11 protein-coding genes are annotated in these 16,800 nt (G+C 40.6%); 5 read left to right on the top strand and 6 right to left on the bottom strand.

All coding sequences use genetic code 11. From position 1 onward, the window contains the following. Positions 1–216: 216 nt before the first annotated feature. Together HMPREF9078_RS02725 and HMPREF9078_RS02730 are read left to right on the top strand one after the other, a co-directional pair. Positions 217–1,134, top strand: coding sequence for a hypothetical protein (locus tag HMPREF9078_RS02725; RefSeq protein ID WP_009419205.1), 918 nt, complete (start codon positions 217–219; stop codon positions 1,132–1,134). A 15-nt stretch (positions 1,135–1,149) separates the two neighbouring features. Next, positions 1,150–2,016: a bile acid:sodium symporter family protein gene (locus HMPREF9078_RS02730; protein WP_009419206.1), complete on the top strand. Its 867-nt coding sequence runs from the start codon at positions 1,150–1,152 to the stop codon at positions 2,014–2,016. A gap of 145 nt (positions 2,017–2,161) precedes the next feature. On the opposite strand, the gene HMPREF9078_RS02735 is transcribed toward HMPREF9078_RS02730, so the two are convergent. Both HMPREF9078_RS02735 and dnaE read right to left on the bottom strand, forming a co-directional pair. Continuing rightward, entirely contained in the window at positions 2,162–3,085 is a 924-nt protein-coding gene (locus HMPREF9078_RS02735) for an aspartate carbamoyltransferase catalytic subunit (RefSeq protein WP_009419207.1), read from the bottom strand. A gap of 118 nt (positions 3,086–3,203) precedes the next feature. Further along, positions 3,204–7,661 (bottom strand): DNA polymerase III subunit alpha, encoded by a 4,458-nt coding sequence (dnaE, locus tag HMPREF9078_RS02740; RefSeq protein WP_009419208.1) that lies wholly within the window; start codon positions 7,659–7,661, stop codon positions 3,204–3,206. Positions 7,662–8,120: 459 nt separating this feature from the next. Here dnaE and HMPREF9078_RS02745 point away from each other — a divergent pair, with 459 nt between their 5' ends. Continuing rightward, positions 8,121–8,489, top strand: coding sequence for a DUF1573 domain-containing protein (locus HMPREF9078_RS02745; protein ID WP_002673576.1), 369 nt, complete (start codon positions 8,121–8,123; stop codon positions 8,487–8,489). A gap of 90 nt (positions 8,490–8,579) precedes the next feature. After that, positions 8,580–9,191 carry a hypothetical protein gene (locus HMPREF9078_RS02750; protein ID WP_009419209.1) on the top strand — a complete coding sequence of 204 codons (612 nt, stop codon included), beginning with the start codon at positions 8,580–8,582 and terminating at the stop codon, positions 9,189–9,191. Between the two features lie 83 nt (positions 9,192–9,274). On the opposite strand, the gene asnS is transcribed toward HMPREF9078_RS02750, so the two are convergent. After that, positions 9,275–10,705, bottom strand: a complete 1,431-nt coding sequence (asnS, locus tag HMPREF9078_RS02755; RefSeq protein ID WP_009419210.1) for an asparagine--tRNA ligase — start codon at positions 10,703–10,705, stop codon at positions 9,275–9,277. Positions 10,706–11,091: 386 nt separating this feature from the next. Between asnS and HMPREF9078_RS02760 the strand changes: the two genes are divergently transcribed. Next, positions 11,092–11,403, top strand: coding sequence for a hypothetical protein (locus HMPREF9078_RS02760; RefSeq protein WP_009419211.1), 312 nt, complete (start codon positions 11,092–11,094; stop codon positions 11,401–11,403). A 42-nt stretch (positions 11,404–11,445) separates the two neighbouring features. Here the strand turns inward: HMPREF9078_RS02760 and HMPREF9078_RS02765 are convergent, their stop codons facing one another. The 3 genes from HMPREF9078_RS02765 to HMPREF9078_RS02775 are packed head-to-tail and all read right to left on the bottom strand — an operon-like array spanning position 11,446 to position 16,472. After that, complete coding sequence (locus HMPREF9078_RS02765; RefSeq protein WP_009419212.1) at positions 11,446–13,107, bottom strand: MBOAT family protein; 1,662 nt, start codon at positions 13,105–13,107, stop codon at positions 11,446–11,448. Between the two features lie 5 nt (positions 13,108–13,112). Beyond that, positions 13,113–14,576: a hypothetical protein gene (locus tag HMPREF9078_RS02770; RefSeq protein ID WP_009419213.1), complete on the bottom strand. Its 1,464-nt coding sequence runs from the start codon at positions 14,574–14,576 to the stop codon at positions 13,113–13,115. Between the two features lie 3 nt (positions 14,577–14,579). Continuing rightward, a complete protein-coding gene (locus HMPREF9078_RS02775) occupies positions 14,580–16,472 on the bottom strand; it encodes an ABC-F family ATP-binding cassette domain-containing protein (RefSeq protein WP_009419214.1) in 1,893 nt (630 codons plus the stop codon). Positions 16,473–16,800 lie beyond the last annotated feature (328 nt).

Consider the following 16,800-nt stretch of genomic DNA (forward strand, 5'->3'; position numbering starts at 1 on the left):
AAGCTACCCCCACCCTTCTCATAGCCTTTTTTCACCAAAATTCCTCTCAGCTCTCTTTCGTTCTCCTCCGCTATATTTCGAACTCCTCAACCCTTCACATTTGCTAATTTTCTCATTTCCTAATTTGCTAATTTTTTCCCTGCCCGTGTGGCTCACACTTCTTATTGTTAATTAAAAAATGTTTCGTACCTTTGTCGCCATAAAAGTATATAACCAATGAAAAAAACATTATTATTAGCCATAGGTCTTACACTTATCTTTCTTTCTTGTAAAAAAGACAACAATGATGAAACTACCCCTGGCGGTGCTTTTCCTAAAACAATAGTAGAGGAAACTATTGGTAGTATAGGCACTGTTAAAACCACTGAAACCTATACGTTAAGTGGTAATAAAATTACTGCTTTTGAAAGAAAAGTAGTCGATAACGGTACCCCCACTACTGATGAAGTCTATACCATCACTTATAACGGCGAGTTGATAACTGCTATCAGTATTAAAAGTAATTCTCAAAGCAACAGAAACTATACCTATAACTTTACTTATAACGGAAATCACTTACAATCAATTGTCCGTAATGATAACGCTCAAAAGATAAGTTATGAATATGCCAATGGTAAGATATCCAAAAAAACTACTGAAAGTGGTAGTGAAATAAATAAATATAGCTACACTTATGATAAAAACAAAATAACAATAATAGCTCATAGCTCATTCGCTGGTTTTAACGACTATTATATTTATTCCCTCAATCCCGATGGTACAGTAGCTTCTCTTGAAAAAGCAACTTATGTAGGGGCTGTTCCTGACCAAAATACCAAAGGCACTTGTACTTACCAATACGATAATAAACCGAATATCTATCAGCGAGACCTCTTTAAATATTTAGCTGAAATAGAGTTGATAAGTAATTACAACTACTATGGCGATTATTACAGAGACCCTCTTATAAGAACAGTCGCTCACAATGTAATTTCTTATACTAAAAACCTCCATAATAACACCCAAGCTGACTATAAAGATTTAGAGAATGCCACTCGTACTTTTAGCTATCAATGGAATAGCAACAATACACCTAAGTCCGCTGAATATAAGAAAAACAACGCTCATAAAGCTACCTATACCTATACTTATTAGAAAAGCTAATCGCTGATGTTTATAGATTACCTCCTTTCGGCAGTGCTTATGCTTATCACCTTTGCGATAGGCAGTTCGTTGCGCTTCTCCGATTTCGAAAACATATTCAAAAAATCAAAGCCCTTGTACTTAGGGCTTTTCTTGCAGATGGTCTTCTTGCCTATCTGTGCTTTTATCATTGCCGAGTTTTCTAATTTACCCCCTGCCGAAAAAGTAGGACTCATCATCGTATCAATATGTCCTGGAGGTACTACCTCCAATTTCATTAGTTATCTCATCAAAGCCGATACCGCTTTGGCAGTAGCTCTTACCGCTATCAATAGCTTGCTCATACTGTTTACCATTCCGGTGTTGTCTAATTGGGCAGTAGGAGTTTTTATGGGGGGTCATACCGAAGTGTCGCTCCCTATATTCAATATGGTCTGGGAAGTAGCCAAAATCATTATAATACCAGCTTTGTTGGGCTTATTCTTCAACCGGTTTTTCCCTAATGTATCTCTTAAAATCCGTTTTCCTTTAAAAGTAACTAATACCATATTGTTGGGAATTGTATTCTTTATCAAGTTTTTCGGTGATAAACAATCAGGAGGAAGTGGTATTTCAGTAGATGAAATAATCCGACTCTTGCCTGCTACGCTCCTAATGCACCTCAGCGCAATGACACTTAGTTATTTTATCGCTCTGAAATCTTTTAAATTACCGGGTGTACAAGCAACGACTATCAGTATAGAAGTAGGTCTACAAAACACTGCTTTGGCGATATTGGTAGCAGGTACCCTTATGGGCAATACCGATATGACCAAACCTGCCCTTGTGTATGCTATATTCTCCTTTTTCACCACTTTTATCTTTGCCCTTATCACCATCAGAATTAGAAGATAACAACAATTAATAATTGACATTAACAATTAAAAAGCGCGATGTTTGAATAGTAAACATCGCGCTTTTCTTATCTTTTATTCACATACCCAGCTGTGAGCCCTCGCTGGCTTTACCTTTTATCTTTTACCTTTTATCTTTTACCTTATTAAATCTTGCTCGCCAACAAATAAATCACTGCCATTCGTATAGCTACCCCATTTTCTACTTGTTGTAAAATAATCGATTGGGAGCTATCAGCAACTTCGCTGGTAATTTCTACCCCTCGATTGATAGGTCCTGGGTGCATAATCACTATTTCTTTGTCAAGGCTATCCAATAGCTCTTTGGTGAGTCCGTATTGTTGTACATATTCACGGGTGGAAGGAAAATAACTGATGTCGAGTCGTTCGTTTTGGATACGCAACATATTAGCCACATCACACCAGCTCAAAGCCTTGCGCAAATTGGTTTCTACCTTCACGTCCAATTTATGAATGTATTTAGGAATAAGTGTTTGAGGTCCGCATAGCATCACTTCAGCTCCTTGCTTGTGGAGTGCAAAGATGTTCGAAAGTGCCACGCGCGAGTGTAGTATATCCCCCACTATCACTACTTTTTTACCTGCTACATCTCCCAAGCGTTCGCGTATAGAATATGAGTCTAAAAGTGCTTGTGTAGGGTGTTCGTGAGCTCCATCGCCAGCGTTTACAATTGAGGCTTTCACGTGTTGTGAGAGGAAGACTCCCGCACCTGGGTTCGGGTGACGCATCACTACCATATCCACTTTCATCGAGAGGATATTATTCACGGTATCTACTAAGGTTTCCCCTTTGGCTACCGATGATTGAGAAGCCGAAAAGTTAATCACATCGGCAGAAAGACGTTTTTCTGCCAATTCAAAGGAAAGACGAGTGCGCGTACTATTCTCGAAGAAGAGATTGGCAATAGTAATATCGCGCAACGAAGGCACTTTTTTAATAGGACGGTTAATAACCTCCTTGAAGTGGTCAGCTGTTTCAAATATTAACTGTATATCCTTTTCGGTGATATACTTAATGCCCAACAGGTGATTAACGCTCAATGCACTCATTTCTTTTTCTTTTTAAGTGGTTGTGCAAAAGTACAAAATAATTACAAACTACGAGTTACGATTGAAGATTTTTTTAGCTGTTAGCAGTCAGCAGTCAAAATAGAAATTAACTAATTGTCTACTCCGATAATCCTAAATCCTCCATTGCCATTTCCTCGTCGTCGTGAGTATCTTCTGTCTTTTTAGCAACTATTTTCTCCATTCTGCGGTCATTGAGATGATATTTTGCAAATAGAGCGTCTAAATCATCTAAAAAAGATTTAGTAATCGCCACCTTTAGATTACCATTTTCCATATTTAGGTGAATATTTTCATTGTGATGGTGCACAACAAAGTAAATAGACTGTTTCCCTTTGTGCTTTTGTAGTAAATCTTTGTATTTTGCAATCAAATCTTGGTTAATCTCCTCTATATTCACGTGTAAAGTAAGTTTTTTAGAGAGGGTTTCCATCACATCTTGCAACTGCATCATCTGTAGAAACTGTATTCGAGGTTCGCCTCTTTGGTTGGTTTCCCTATTCAAAAATCCTTCCACTATCTTAAACTTGATATACAAAAACGCTCCTGGTACCATATATTTCTGATAGTTCAAATAATCATCTCCAAAGAGTTTAAACTCGTAAGAGCCGTCGTAATCCTCAAGAGTAAAAAAGCCGTAACCTTTTCCGTTCTTAGCCGTACGATGTTGCAGGTCAGCTACCATACCCGCAACAGTGAGTTCACGGTTAATAAAAGGTTGTAAGTCTTGCAATTCCGATAGACTGATATTGCAAAAGTTTTGTAACTCGTGCTTAAAATCGTCGAGCGGGTGCCCTGAGATATAGATACCTACCACCTCCTTCTCACGGCGCAACTGCTCAAGGTTACCCCACGTTTCACATTTAGGCACAGCAGGTTCAGGGATATCTACTTCACTCTCACCACCAAACAGACTCATTTGGGCAGAGTTCTTACTCTCTTGGTATTTAGTACCAAAGCGAATGGCTTTTTCGAGAAAGGGAACGCCGTCAGCTTCAGCGTGGAAGTACTGAGCGCGGTGTACATTGGTGAACGAATCAAAACCTCCTGCCAAAGCGATACTTTCAAAGGCTTTCTTGTTGATACTCTTATAATCTACACGTTTTGCCAAATCGAAAATAGAGGTATAAGGACGCTCTTGGCGTTGTTCTACAATCGTATCGACTGCTGCTTTTCCTACTCCTTTCACAGCCCCCATACCGAAACGTATATCACCGTTTTTATTTACGGTAAATTTGTACAACGATTCATTCACATCAGGAGGTAACACCTTGATACCCATTCGGTGACACTCTTCTAGAAAGAAGGTAATCGTTTTGATGTCATTCATATTGTTAGAGAGTACCGCTGCCATATACTCGGCAGGATAATTGGCTTTTAGGTAGGCAGTTTGGTACCCCACCCACGCATAGCAGGTGGAGTGCGATTTATTGAACGCATAAGCGGCAAACTTCTCCCAGTCTGCCCATATCTTTTCGAGTTTTTGGGCGTCGTGACCTTTTTCGGAAGCTTGGGTAATGAACTTAGGTTTCATCTTGGCTAGCACGGCTATTTGTTTCTTACCCATCGCCTTACGGAGCACGTCGGCTTCACCTTTGGTAAAACCTGCCAATTTCTGCGATAGCAACATCACCTGCTCTTGATATACGGTAATTCCATACGTTTCTTTGAGGTATTCCTCCATATCGGGGAGGTCGTACTCAATAGGCTCAATACCGTGTTTCCGCTTGATAAAACTAGGAATATACTCCAATGGACCTGGGCGGTAGAGGGCATTCATCGCTATCAGGTCAGCAAAGACGGTAGGTTTAAGCTCTCGCATATACTTTTGCATACCAGTGGACTCGTACTGGAAAATCCCGACCGTTTCACCGCGCTGGAAGAGTTCGTAAGTCTTTTTATCGTCAAGCGGAAAAGCCTCTGCATCCAGCTCTATATTATGCGTTTGTTTGATATTTTCAATAGTGTCTTTGATAAGTGTGAGGGTACTGAGCCCCAAGAAGTCCATTTTCAGTAATCCTGCGCTCTCTACTACCGAGTTATCGAACTGAGTCACAAACAAGTCTGAATCTTTGGCTAAAGCTACCGGCACAAAGTTAGTGATATCATCGGGTGTAATAATCACCCCGCAAGCGTGGATACCTGTGTTACGCACCGAACCTTCAATAATATTTGCCTGCTGAATAGTTTGGGTACTGTCCTCCTCCCCTTCTCCTACTAAAAGACGTTTCAGCTCGTCTACTTTTGGTAATTCTTCACTGCGCACTTTTTCTTTGAGGGTTTTATCGTCCCAACCGAACATTTTCCCTAAGGACGATACCCCATTAGGTACCAAGCTCGCTAATCTATTCGACTCTTGTAAAGGCACATCCAGCACACGAGCCGTATCTTTGATTGCCGATTTGGCAGCCATTTTACCATAAGTGATAATCCGCGCTACCTGACTCTCGCCATACTTATCAATCACATAGTTGATTACATCTTGGCGACCCGAGTCCTCAAAGTCAATATCGATATCGGGCATCGACACACGGTCAGGGTTAAGGAAACGCTCAAAGAGCAGGTCGTACTTAATCGGATCCATATTGGTAATATCTAAACAGAACGCCACTGCCGAGCCCGCAGCCGAACCCCTTCCAGGACCTACCGATACGTTCATACGTCGCGCTGCAGCAATAAAATCTTGTACTATAAGGAAGTAACCAGGGTAACCCGTTTTTTCGATAATAGAAAGCTCAAAATCCAAACGCTCGCGCACTTCATCGGTAATTTCGGGGTATTTGCGTTTAGCCCCTTCATAAGTGAGATGACGCAAATAGTTGTTTTCACCTTTCTTACCTGTGGGGTCATCACTTACTTGAAATTCTTCAGGAATATCAAACTTAGGCAAGAGGATATCACGCGTCAATCCGTAGGGTTCTACCTTATCGATAATTTCTTGAATATTGAGAATTGCTTCGGGTATATCCTTGAAGAGTGCCTTCATTTCGGCTGAAGTTTTGAAGTAATACTCGTCGTTAGGCATCCCAAAACGATAGCCACGACCGCGCCCAATAGGTGTTTTTTGTTTTTCGCCATCCTTTACACACAACAAAATATCGTGCGCATTGGCGTCTTTTTTATGTAGATAGAAGGTATTGTTAGTAGCAATGAGCTTCACTCCATATTTTCTAGAGAACTCTACAAGGGTTTCGTTTACGCGATTTTCATCTTCTTGGTTGTGGCGCATCATCTCCAGATAGAAGTCGTCACCGAACTGCTCTTTCCACCACAAAAGCGCCTCTTCCGCCTGCTTGGTACCGATATTCAGTATTTTTGAAGGTACTTCACCATTCATACCTCCAGAAAGCACTATTAGGTCGCTTTTGTACTGCTCTACAATCGCCTTATCTATACGAGGTACATAGTAAAACCCTTTGGTAGAGGCGATAGAAGCCATTTTGGTAAGATTGTGATAACCTTGTTTGTTTTTAGCCAAAATCACTACTTGGTAGCCGTTGTCTTGTCGGGTTCTATCTAAGTGATTTTCGCAGATATTGAACTCACAACCTATAATAGGCTTGATAAGCGTTTCGGTAGGTGTTTCACCCTTTTCTTGAGCCTCTTTGTTTTTAGCTTCCGCCTCTTTGTTATGTCCTTGTACGGCTTGCACAAAGTGAAAGGCAGCCATCATATTGCCGCTATCGGTAAGAGCCACGGCAGGCATCTTTTCTTTAGCGGTGATTTTTACGAGGTCTTTTATAGACGTAGTAGACTGTAATATAGAGTGCTGTGTATGGTTATGGAGGTGGGCAAACACCGCATTTTCTAACAGTGAAGCATCGACGTGAGGTTCTGTAGTTTGTGCAGTGCTACTGCTTTTTCGCAAGGCATCGGAAGCCTCTTTGAGGTTCACGTGCTTGAGTCCGATAAGAGCTATAGGTGAGGTGTGATGCCCTTGAAATTCTTTGATATAGTCGCTACTGAAAGTACCTTCTTGAAAGCCTTCACCACGACGTATCAATTCAAAAAAACAGCGGGTGGTTGCCTCTACGTCGGCAGTGGCATTGTGCGCCTCGGCAAAGGGTACGCCAAAGAGGAAAGAGTGCAACTCAGTGAGGGTAGGCAGCTTATAACGACCTCCTTTCCCGCCTGCTATCTGGCAAAGGTTGGCAGTTGCCTCAGTACAAGTATCGATTACAGGCATCTGCGTAAGCGGACTCTCGACTCCATAGCGGTGAAACTCAGCCCCCATAATATTGATATCGAAGCCTATATTTTGTCCTACCACGTATTTTGCTTTGCTGAGCGCCTCGTTGAAGGCTTTGAACACCTCAGCGATAGGCACACCTTGTGCTTCTGCTAATTGGGTAGAAATACCGTGTACTTTTTCGGCATCATAAGGCACATCGAAACCATCGGGCTTTATCAAAAAGTCCTGATGTTCTATGAGTGCGCCCCACTGGTCGTGCAATTGCCAAGCAATCTGCACGGCGCGAGGCCAGTTGTCACTATCGGTAAGGGGGGCATCCCAACGGCGGGGTAAACCCGTGGTTTCAGTATCGAATATTAAATACATTTTTTTAGGTAAAGCCAGCGTTAGCTGGATATGTGTGTAAGAGTTTTATTGAGATTTAAAGTGAGAGGGCAAAGATACAAAACAATTCACAATTAGCAATTAACTATTGATAATTTTAACACGACGTCAATTCCACCATCAAGTACAATTTTTTAGTTGCCTTTTAATAGAATAAGTCTTTTAGTTTTTTAAAGTTTAATACTTTTCTTAGCCTCAGATTTATCTTGGCTTCACTTGCCCGTTATATCGTATAAGGCTTGTATAAGCTAACCGTAATATCCAAATCCACCAATCTACTAATAATTTATCTGTGTGACTTACAATGTTTTCTCTTCGCTAAAACCCTTTTTTACTCTACACTATTAAATCTTAATTTTTACCTTAAAAAATACTCTTTGGCACGGTTGTTGTAATATTTATAACCGTAAAAACAAACTTATATTTTTAATTTTTTATACTATGAAAAAGTTTTTAACATTTGTATTTTTAGCATTTTTTGGTGTAATGGCTTATGCCCAAGACGCTGAGATTTCTTTTAAATCTGAAGAAATTGATTACGGTAACATCAAACAAGGTGCAGACGGTGTGCGTGTGTTCGAGTTTACTAACACTGGTAAAGCACCCCTCGTAATTACTAACGTAGCTTCTTCTTGCGGTTGTACCGTTCCTTCTTGGACAAACCAACCCGTAGCACCAGGAGCTAAAGGGAAAATTGAAGTAAAATACGATACTAATCGTGTTGGACCTATCAGCAAAACTATTACTGTTACCTCCAATGCCAAATCAAGCCCTGTAAAAGGCTTACGTATCAGAGGAAATGTTCAATAATCCATAACTATTTATATTTTAATTTACTCCTTAGTCGCCTGCGATTCTTTCCTTTGCAGGCGACTTTTTTGGTGTTAAACTTTTGTAAAAATGGAAATAGTAAGCATATTTTTCTTACCTTTGCACCCTATAAGAAAACTAAATAATTTAACAGATATGAAATTACACACACTCACTTTGTTCGCCGGGCTATTCGTAGCTCAGGTGTCATTCGCTCAAGTAGACGAAATGGGAACTATGACCGATACCACTACTCCGGTAGTTGCTCCCGCTTCTGTTGAAGCTACTCAAGCTCAGTCTCAAGCAGAACTTAAAGCTCAAAAAGAGCAGTTAAAGGCTCAACAAAAATTACAAAAAGAGCAGGAAAAGGCTGTGAAAGCTGAACAAAAAGCTGCTAAGGAGCAAGAAAAAGCCGCTAAAGAACAACAAAAAGCTGCTGCTCGTGCTAAAAAGAACCAAGAACGCTTGTCCAAAGCTAACTCTGAGGTTTCTAAAATAGAGGCTAAAATTACCAAAGCTAAAACTGATTTAGCTAAGGAACAAAACAAGTATAATTTAAAGAAAGCCAAAGGAGCTCTGTCTCCTCAAGACGATGCTAAGTTCAAAGGAAGAATCCTCAACAAAGAGCAAAAGATTAACAGCTTGAATCTCGACCTTATCAAGGCTAAAGAAAAAGTAAACAAATACCAAATGGCAACTTAGTCATTGTTTTATTTTTTAAAATTACACAAGAAAACCGAGTTACTTTCGTAACTCGGTTTTTATATTTCCTGATGTAACTTACATTAAAACTCTGCACTCTGTGGTGTGCGTGGGTAAGGTATCACATCACGGATATTGGTCATTCCAGTAGCAAAGAGTACCAAGCGCTCAAAACCTAAACCAAAGCCACTGTGTACTGCTGTACCGAACTTACGAAGGTCTAAGTACCACCAAAGAGTTGCCTCGTCCATATGAAGGTCGGCTATTTTTTGTTTGAGTACATCGTAACGTTCTTCACGTTGCGAGCCTCCTACAATTTCACCTATTCCTGGGAAGAGAATATCCATCGCGCGCACCGTTTTACCGTCTTCATTTAAGCGCATATAAAACGCTTTGATATTTGCTGGATAGTCGTATAGAATTACAGGGCACTCAAAGTGTTTTTCCACCAAATAGCGCTCGTGTTCGCTTTGCAAATCTACACCCCATTCGTTTACGGGGTATTGAAATTTCTTCTTTTTATTGTGATTGCTATTCTTTAAAATATCTATCGCTTCGGTATAGCTCACCCTCTTAAACTGATTGTGAATTACAAATTCAAGTTTTTCGATGAGTGACATTGTGCTACGCTCGTTCTGTGGTTTAGTCTTCTCTTCTTCTAAAAATCTTTTGTTCAAGAACTCAAGGTCGTCACGACGTACTTCCAAGGTATATTGCAATACGTATTTAATAAAATCTTCCGCCAAATTCATATTGTCGATAAGGTCATAGAACGCCATTTCGGGCTCTATCATCCAGAACTCAGCTAAGTGGCGTGAGGTATTGGAGTTTTCAGCACGGAAGGTAGGTCCAAAGGTGTAAATCTTACCAAGCGCCATCGCAAAAGTCTCACCTTCTAACTGACCTGATACGGTAAGGTTTGTCTCCCTACCGAAGAAGTCTTTCTTGTAGTCTACTTCGCCGTTTTCATTAAGTGGTGGATTTTTGGCATCTAAGGTCGTTACACGAAACATCTCTCCAGCCCCTTCGGCATCACTACCCGTGATAATAGGCGTATTCACGTAGAAAAAGCCATTGTCTTGAAAGTATTTGTGAATAGCAAAAGCTAAAGTAGAACGCACGCGCATCACCGCACTAAAAGTACTAGAGCGCACACGCAAGTGAGCGTTTTCTCTCAAGAATTCAAGTGAGTGTTTTTTAGGTTGGATAGGGTATTCTTCAGGGTTGCTATCACCTAATATACTGATGTTACTTGCTTGTAACTCTACGTTTTGCCCTTTACCTTGACTCTCCACAAGTCGTCCTTTTACTTCAATAGCTGCTCCCGTGGTAATACGTTTAAGCAATTCAGGGTCGGTATTTTCAAAATCTACTACTACTTGTAAATTGTCGATTGTAGAACCATCGTTCAGGGCAATAAAGCGGTTGCTGCGGAAGGTGCGCACCCAACCTTTAAGGGTGATTTCTCCTTGTATGCTTTTTCCGTCTTGTAATAATTTTTTGATAGAATACATAACGTGTCTTATTTCTTATCTAATTCTGACGGCAAAAGTAATAACTTTTCAATAAATAACAAAGGAGTTTGGCTAAATCTCTAATTGTTTTTCACTTCTTACACTGTTCCGTTATAACATTCCCTCTAACTTTTAATAGGTTTCCATCGTCTTACTTTCGCCTCAGATTCGCTCATCTTTCAAACAGCTCTTAATTATTAAACTCTTCTCTTTCTTATAAAAATTTTTCAAGCCTCACTTCCCATTTGCTAATTCTCAAATCTGCTAATTACATCTACTCGTATGGCTTGTGTCTTTTACCTATAAAAAAGTTTTTTTAACTTGCAGTATAAATTCTTTGTTGTATATTTGTGGCATTAAAATTGAGTATTTATTGTTTAATAAAGATGGAAGAATTCAAGCAAAATACCCCAAACGACTGGTCGTTTATTCACAATAGGCAATATAACGATAACAACCTAAATAACAATCCCATAGGTCTGGTGGGGTTCATAACGTCTGTAGTGGCAATATTCCTCGTATTGCTCCCTATTGTGAATCTTATCATATGGCTCACCGGATTGATATTATCTATTATCGGAATGGGCAAGAAGCCTAAAACATTAGCCGTCGCAGGGCTTATTATTTCTGGAGTAACTTTTTTGGTGCTTATAGTCATTATTGCTTGTATTGTATTCTTAGCTACTAATTCCCAATAGGTCATCTCCCCCTTTTATCTTTTACTCCTACCTTTTACCTAACTAAAATTGGAAGTAAATAAACGGCTGAATATCGGTAGAATAAGCCTGATAGCAAATGAGCACTACTACTAAGGCTATCGCTATTTTCACAGCGTAATGGCTCTCGGCAAACACGTGTTCCACATAGTCTTTCCAATGCTGTGGTAGCCAATGGGTAATATAACCAATCAAAATAACACCTAATGGAATATTGTTATGCCTAATCACTTCGGTAGCAGTATCCCAACTCATATTGTTCGCCACTTGTGCGAACCATATGTTTATGCTCTCCATATCATTACCTCGGAAGAATATGCGTGTAAAGGTAATAAAAGCAAAAGTAAAGGCTATCTTCCAAGCGCGAGTAATCCACAGCTTGCTCTGCTCGTACGGACTCACCTTGCGCCAATACTTATAAGCTACTACACCCAAACCGTTCAGTCCACCCCATATAACAAACTTCCACGAAGCTCCGTGCCACAATCCTCCAATAAGCATCGTGAGCATAATGTTGATATTGGTAGTCAAGTAACGCTCAAAAGGTTTGTAATAAAAAGCTACTACCGCACCTGCTATCAGCAATCCCCCTGTGATAAAAGTAAAAGCGAGGTTACCAATCGCTACTACCAATATCACTACAAAAAGCAAGGAAAACACAAAAGTTCCTAAGGTGCTATTGCGGTTACCTCCTAACGGAATGTACAAATAGTCCTTCAACCAAGTAGAAAGCGAGATGTGCCAGCGTTTCCAAAAGTCTCCACAGTTCAAAGCCTTATAAGGTGAATTGAAGTTTACAGGCAAATGGAAGCCCATTAATAGCGCTACTCCTATGGCTATATCGGTATAGCCAGAAAAATCACCGTATATTTGGAGCGAGTAACCTATCAGAGCTAATAAGTTAGAAAAGCCCGAGTGCATTTCAGGAGCATCAAATACCTTATCCAAAAAGTGCAACGCGATAAAATCAGCAAATATCATCTTCTTGATAAGTCCTTTAAGAATAAGGAATATCGCCTTATTAAACTCTTCTTTGCTAATCTCTGTTTTTTTGAGAATTTGAGGAACAAACTCTTCTGCACGTACAATAGGACCTGCTACTAACTGAGGGAAGAAACTCACATAAAAACCAAAGTCTAATATCGATTTCAGTGGTGCAACCTTTCTGCGGTAAATATCCACTGTATAGCTAATGGTCTGAAAAGTGTAGAAAGAAATACCTACGGGCAATATAATTTTATCAACTGAAAAGTAACCGTTATAGTCAAACCCATTTGCCCAATAGGCTAAATAGTTAAAGGTTTGGTGATGAGTGTGAAACAGCGCATTGTAAGTATCAGTAAAGAAATAAGCATACTTAAAATAACTAAGTACCAATAAGTTCACACAAACGCTAATAGTAACCCCTATTTTGCGTCTTCGCTCTTCTTGTTGATTATAGATATAATGCCCCAAATAAAAGTCAGTAACAGTACTAAATACCAATAACAATACAAAAAGCCCACTTGCCTTGTAATAGAAGTAAAAGCTGGCAAGCAACAAAAACAAGTTGCGCACGTGCTTACGCTTATAGATGAGCACAAACACCGCATATACTAAAGCAAAGAATATCCAAAAGTCTATCCGTACAAAAGTAAGTGGGTGAGCCGACTCAAAGGTAAAGAAGTTTTTAAAGAAATCTATCATAGCTATTATTGCACCGTCGCAAGGTCGTTAAGTAGGCATTGGTAAAACACTTCCGAAATTAGTTTAGTCCCTTGTGGCGTAAAGTGTACGTAATCCGAAACAGCCATTCCTTTTTTCACCCACGCTGTCATCGAGTTTTCTCCTCCCATTGCTTCAAAGATACTAAAATAAGCAATCCCATTTTTCAAGGCTTCTTCCTTCATCAGTTTGTTCATTTTCGGCACAAAAGGATAGGTGATGAGTTGTCCATTACGCGAAGTTGTCATATCTCCAGGACCTAAAAGCATAAACATTGCATTGGGGTTGGCTCGCTTTACCCATTTGATATTAAATATCAACGCGTTTACATACTCTTGAAGCTGTTGGTCTGTTTTCATATAGGGAATAGTATTTCCTCCGTACTGAAAGATAAATATATCGGGTTTGCGGTCAGCACTCATCTGTCTGAAATGCTCGTAATTCATACGTGTAAATATACGTCCTGCTTCCCCTCGCATCGCTACGTTATCCATTCGTACCCCTGATGACGCATCAAGAGTAATCCCATAAAAATCGGGGCTTATCTTGCCTTCCAATTCCACTTTTAGCTCCTTAGGAGTAGATGCGAAATTGAGCTTATAATTATGGTATTTACCATCTGAGATAAGAGTATCTATTCTTAGAATATTCCCGTCCTGATACACACGTATCTTCACTTTTGCTATCGCATTGCCATAATGCAACCCAAAGCGTGTGTAGTTTCTTAAACGTGCATACGATTTATCCGAAGGCTTAATCGTAAAGCTGGCTTTTGCTACGGGTAAGGCAGTCGTATCAGCAGTATTGCTCACATAATTAGTAAAACGTGAGAAGGTAGAGAACAAACCATACTTATCGTGTGCTACCGTTTTGCGCTGTTTGCGGTCGAAGAAAGCGTAGCGCGTCCAGTTAGGCGAAGCAATAATGTCCACACTGTTTTGGCTGTACACTACTTTTATAGGGATAAAACCCGGTCCTCCGCCAGTATATGCCAATTGCAATCGGTTGCGCACATAGCCGGTAATACGGTCTCCTTCTATTTGCGAATCACCATAATGCACTATTTGGCAGGTAGGCTGACACAGTTTCTCTTTAAGTCTTCTGATATAATCCGTATGATTCCCCGGGTAATATATTTTCCCTTCTATATTGGTTTCCGAAGTTTGTACCGTGTCCTTAACAATGGTATCCTTTTTTGCTAAGTTTTCGGTCTTTTCATCTACAATGGTTTTAGTATCTTTAATAAGTTCGTCTACTTTATTATTTTCCTCTCCCCCTTTAAAGAGCATTCCTAATATATCAGGGGTCGGATAGCGTAACATCGCGTCACCAAACACTATACCCTCTCGCACCATTCCTTTGGCGGTGGTGTGATAACTGCTGAAAAGGGTCATTGTAAAGAGGGCTACCAGTACCCCCACAATAAAGAGTAAGATTTTTTTAGGTTGCATAACTTAACTCATTAATAATTCCCACTCGGTCATTAAATCCTCCAACTGCTGTTTTTTCTGTTCGTATTCCTTGTAAAAAGCATCGTTCTGTACGCCTTGTCCCATCTGCTCATTCATCGCTTTAAGCTCGTCTTCAAGAGCGGTAATGTTCTTCTCTATCTTGTTGAGCTTATTCTGAATGGCTTTCTGCTGTTTCTGCTCCTCAAACGAGAGTTTTTCTTCTTTCTGCGGTTCTTTTTCTACCTGCACAGGAGTGCTCTTGCTCTGCTGTTCTATCTCTCTAAAATTAACGGCAGCACGTTGTTCGAGGAAGAAATCGATGTCCCCAAGATATTCTTTCAGATGTTTGTTCTTAAACTCATATACCTTATCGGTAAGCCCTTGCAAGAAATCGCGGTCGTGCGACACAATAATGAGCGTCCCTTCAAATTGCTGTAAGGCTTGTTTGAGTACGTTCTTCGATTTGATATCCAAGTGGTTCGTAGGCTCGTCCATCACCATTACGTTAAAGTCCGAAAGGAGCATCTTTGCCAATGCCAAACGGTTGCGCTCCCCTCCCGAAAGCACTTTCACTTTCTTATCTACCTCATCGCCACGGAAGAGAAAAGCCCCAAGTATGTCGCGTATTTTAGTGCGATTGCTGTCATTAGCTGCATTAAACATCGTATCAAGCACGGTGAGTTCTCCATCTAAGTAGTCGGCTTGGTTCTGAGCAAAGTAAGCCAACTGTACATTGTGCCCCAGCCTGATAGTTCCTTCATAGGGTATTTCGCCCACTATCATCTTGGCGAGGGTCGTTTTCCCCTGTCCGTTTTGTCCCACAAAAGCTACTTTGCTGCCTCGTTCTATAAGCAAACTCACGTGGCTGAGCACCTCTTTTTCACCATAACTTTTCGATACATCGTCTATTTCCAGCACCACCTTCCCTGGCGTTACCGATACAGGGAAACGCACGTTCATCACCGCATTGTCTTCCTCGTCTACCTCTATGCGCTCTATTTTGTCCAACTTCTTGATAAGCGACTGTGCCATTGAGGCTTTGGTAGCTTTGGCGCGGAATTTTTCGATGAGTTTTTCAGTGTGTTGTATCTTCTTTTCTTGGTTCTTTTGTGAGGCGAGTTGCAGTTCGCGCATCTCTTTTCTCAGTTCCAAAAACTGAGTGTAAGGCTTCGGGTAATCGTATATTTTGCCTACCGAAATCTCAATCGTCCGATTGGTCACATTGTCTAAAAACATTCTGTCGTGCGACACAATTACCACCGCCCCGCTATAAGTAGAGAGGAACTGTTCTAGCCAAATAATCGACTCTATATCCAAGTGGTTCGTAGGCTCGTCCAATAGCAATATATCGTTGTTCTGCAACAGCAGTTTTGCCAATTCTATACGCATACGCCACCCGCCCGAAAAACTATCGGTGAGCTTGTCGAAATCACTCCGCTGAAAGCCCAACCCCAATAGCACTTTCTCGGTTTCACCTTGGTATTGGTATCCCCCTATAAGGTCGAAACGATGCGTATAGTCGCTGAGTTTATCAAGCAAATCGTGGTACGCCTCGCTCTCGTAATCAGTGCGGGTTTCTATCTGGTGATGAATATCGTCCAACTGACGTTCCAAAGCCTTAATCTCAGTAAATGCCTGATAGGCTTCTTCCAAAATGGTACGTCCTTTCACAAAATCAATATCCTGTTTCAGAAATCCGATGCGTACATCTTTATCGGTAGCAATGCCTCCAGTATCGGGTTTAAGTTCGCGTGAAAGCAATTTAAGCATCGTCGATTTCCCCGCTCCGTTCTTGCCAATAAGCCCCACACGGTCGCCCGCATTGAGCATAAAAGCAACGTCCTCAAAGAGGTACTCGCCCTGAAAAGAAACAGATAGGTTGTGAACGTTCAGCATATGATATTCGTTATTTCGGGCGCAAAAGTACAAAACTATAAGTAATTAGCAATAAATAATGCCTAATTATTAGGTAAAATCAGTACAACCCTTCGCAAAAAATCCCCAATCACTAAAATCAAATCTCAAAATTCACAGCATTTTTCACTGCCTTACCTTCACCCATCGCTCATTATCTCTTCATTCATCAGCCTGTCTTTCTTCACCTTTCCGTCACCACATTCCCCCTTTTCCCTCGCTACACTTCCGCTTTTTCGCCATACTCCCCGCTAATGCTTATTCCCTAAAACCCCAACACCACCCCATTTTCTCATTTCCAAATTTGCTA

It is taken from the genome of Capnocytophaga sp. oral taxon 380 str. F0488 (assembly GCF_000318255.2).
Taxonomy (GTDB): domain Bacteria; phylum Bacteroidota; class Bacteroidia; order Flavobacteriales; family Flavobacteriaceae; genus Capnocytophaga; species Capnocytophaga ochracea.

Bases quoted from the DNA above. Each gene is read 5' to 3' on its own strand.
- HMPREF9078_RS02725 (WP_009419205.1), top strand. From the start codon at position 217: ATGAAAAAAACATTATTATTAGCCATAGGTCTTACACTTATCTTTCTT.
- HMPREF9078_RS02730 (WP_009419206.1), top strand. From the start codon at position 1,150: ATGTTTATAGATTACCTCCTTTCGGCAGTGCTTATGCTTATCACCTTT.
- HMPREF9078_RS02735 (WP_009419207.1), bottom strand. From the start codon at position 3,085: ATGAGTGCATTGAGCGTTAATCACCTGTTGGGCATTAAGTATATCACC.
- dnaE (WP_009419208.1), bottom strand. From the start codon at position 7,661: ATGTATTTAATATTCGATACTGAAACCACGGGTTTACCCCGCCGTTGG.
- HMPREF9078_RS02745 (WP_002673576.1), top strand. From the start codon at position 8,121: ATGAAAAAGTTTTTAACATTTGTATTTTTAGCATTTTTTGGTGTAATG.
- HMPREF9078_RS02750 (WP_009419209.1), top strand. From the start codon at position 8,580: ATGGAAATAGTAAGCATATTTTTCTTACCTTTGCACCCTATAAGAAAA.
- asnS (WP_009419210.1), bottom strand. From the start codon at position 10,705: ATGTATTCTATCAAAAAATTATTACAAGACGGAAAAAGCATACAAGGA.
- HMPREF9078_RS02760 (WP_009419211.1), top strand. From the start codon at position 11,092: ATGGAAGAATTCAAGCAAAATACCCCAAACGACTGGTCGTTTATTCAC.
- HMPREF9078_RS02765 (WP_009419212.1), bottom strand. From the start codon at position 13,107: ATGATAGATTTCTTTAAAAACTTCTTTACCTTTGAGTCGGCTCACCCA.
- HMPREF9078_RS02770 (WP_009419213.1), bottom strand. From the start codon at position 14,576: ATGCAACCTAAAAAAATCTTACTCTTTATTGTGGGGGTACTGGTAGCC.
- HMPREF9078_RS02775 (WP_009419214.1), bottom strand. From the start codon at position 16,472: ATGCTGAACGTTCACAACCTATCTGTTTCTTTTCAGGGCGAGTACCTC.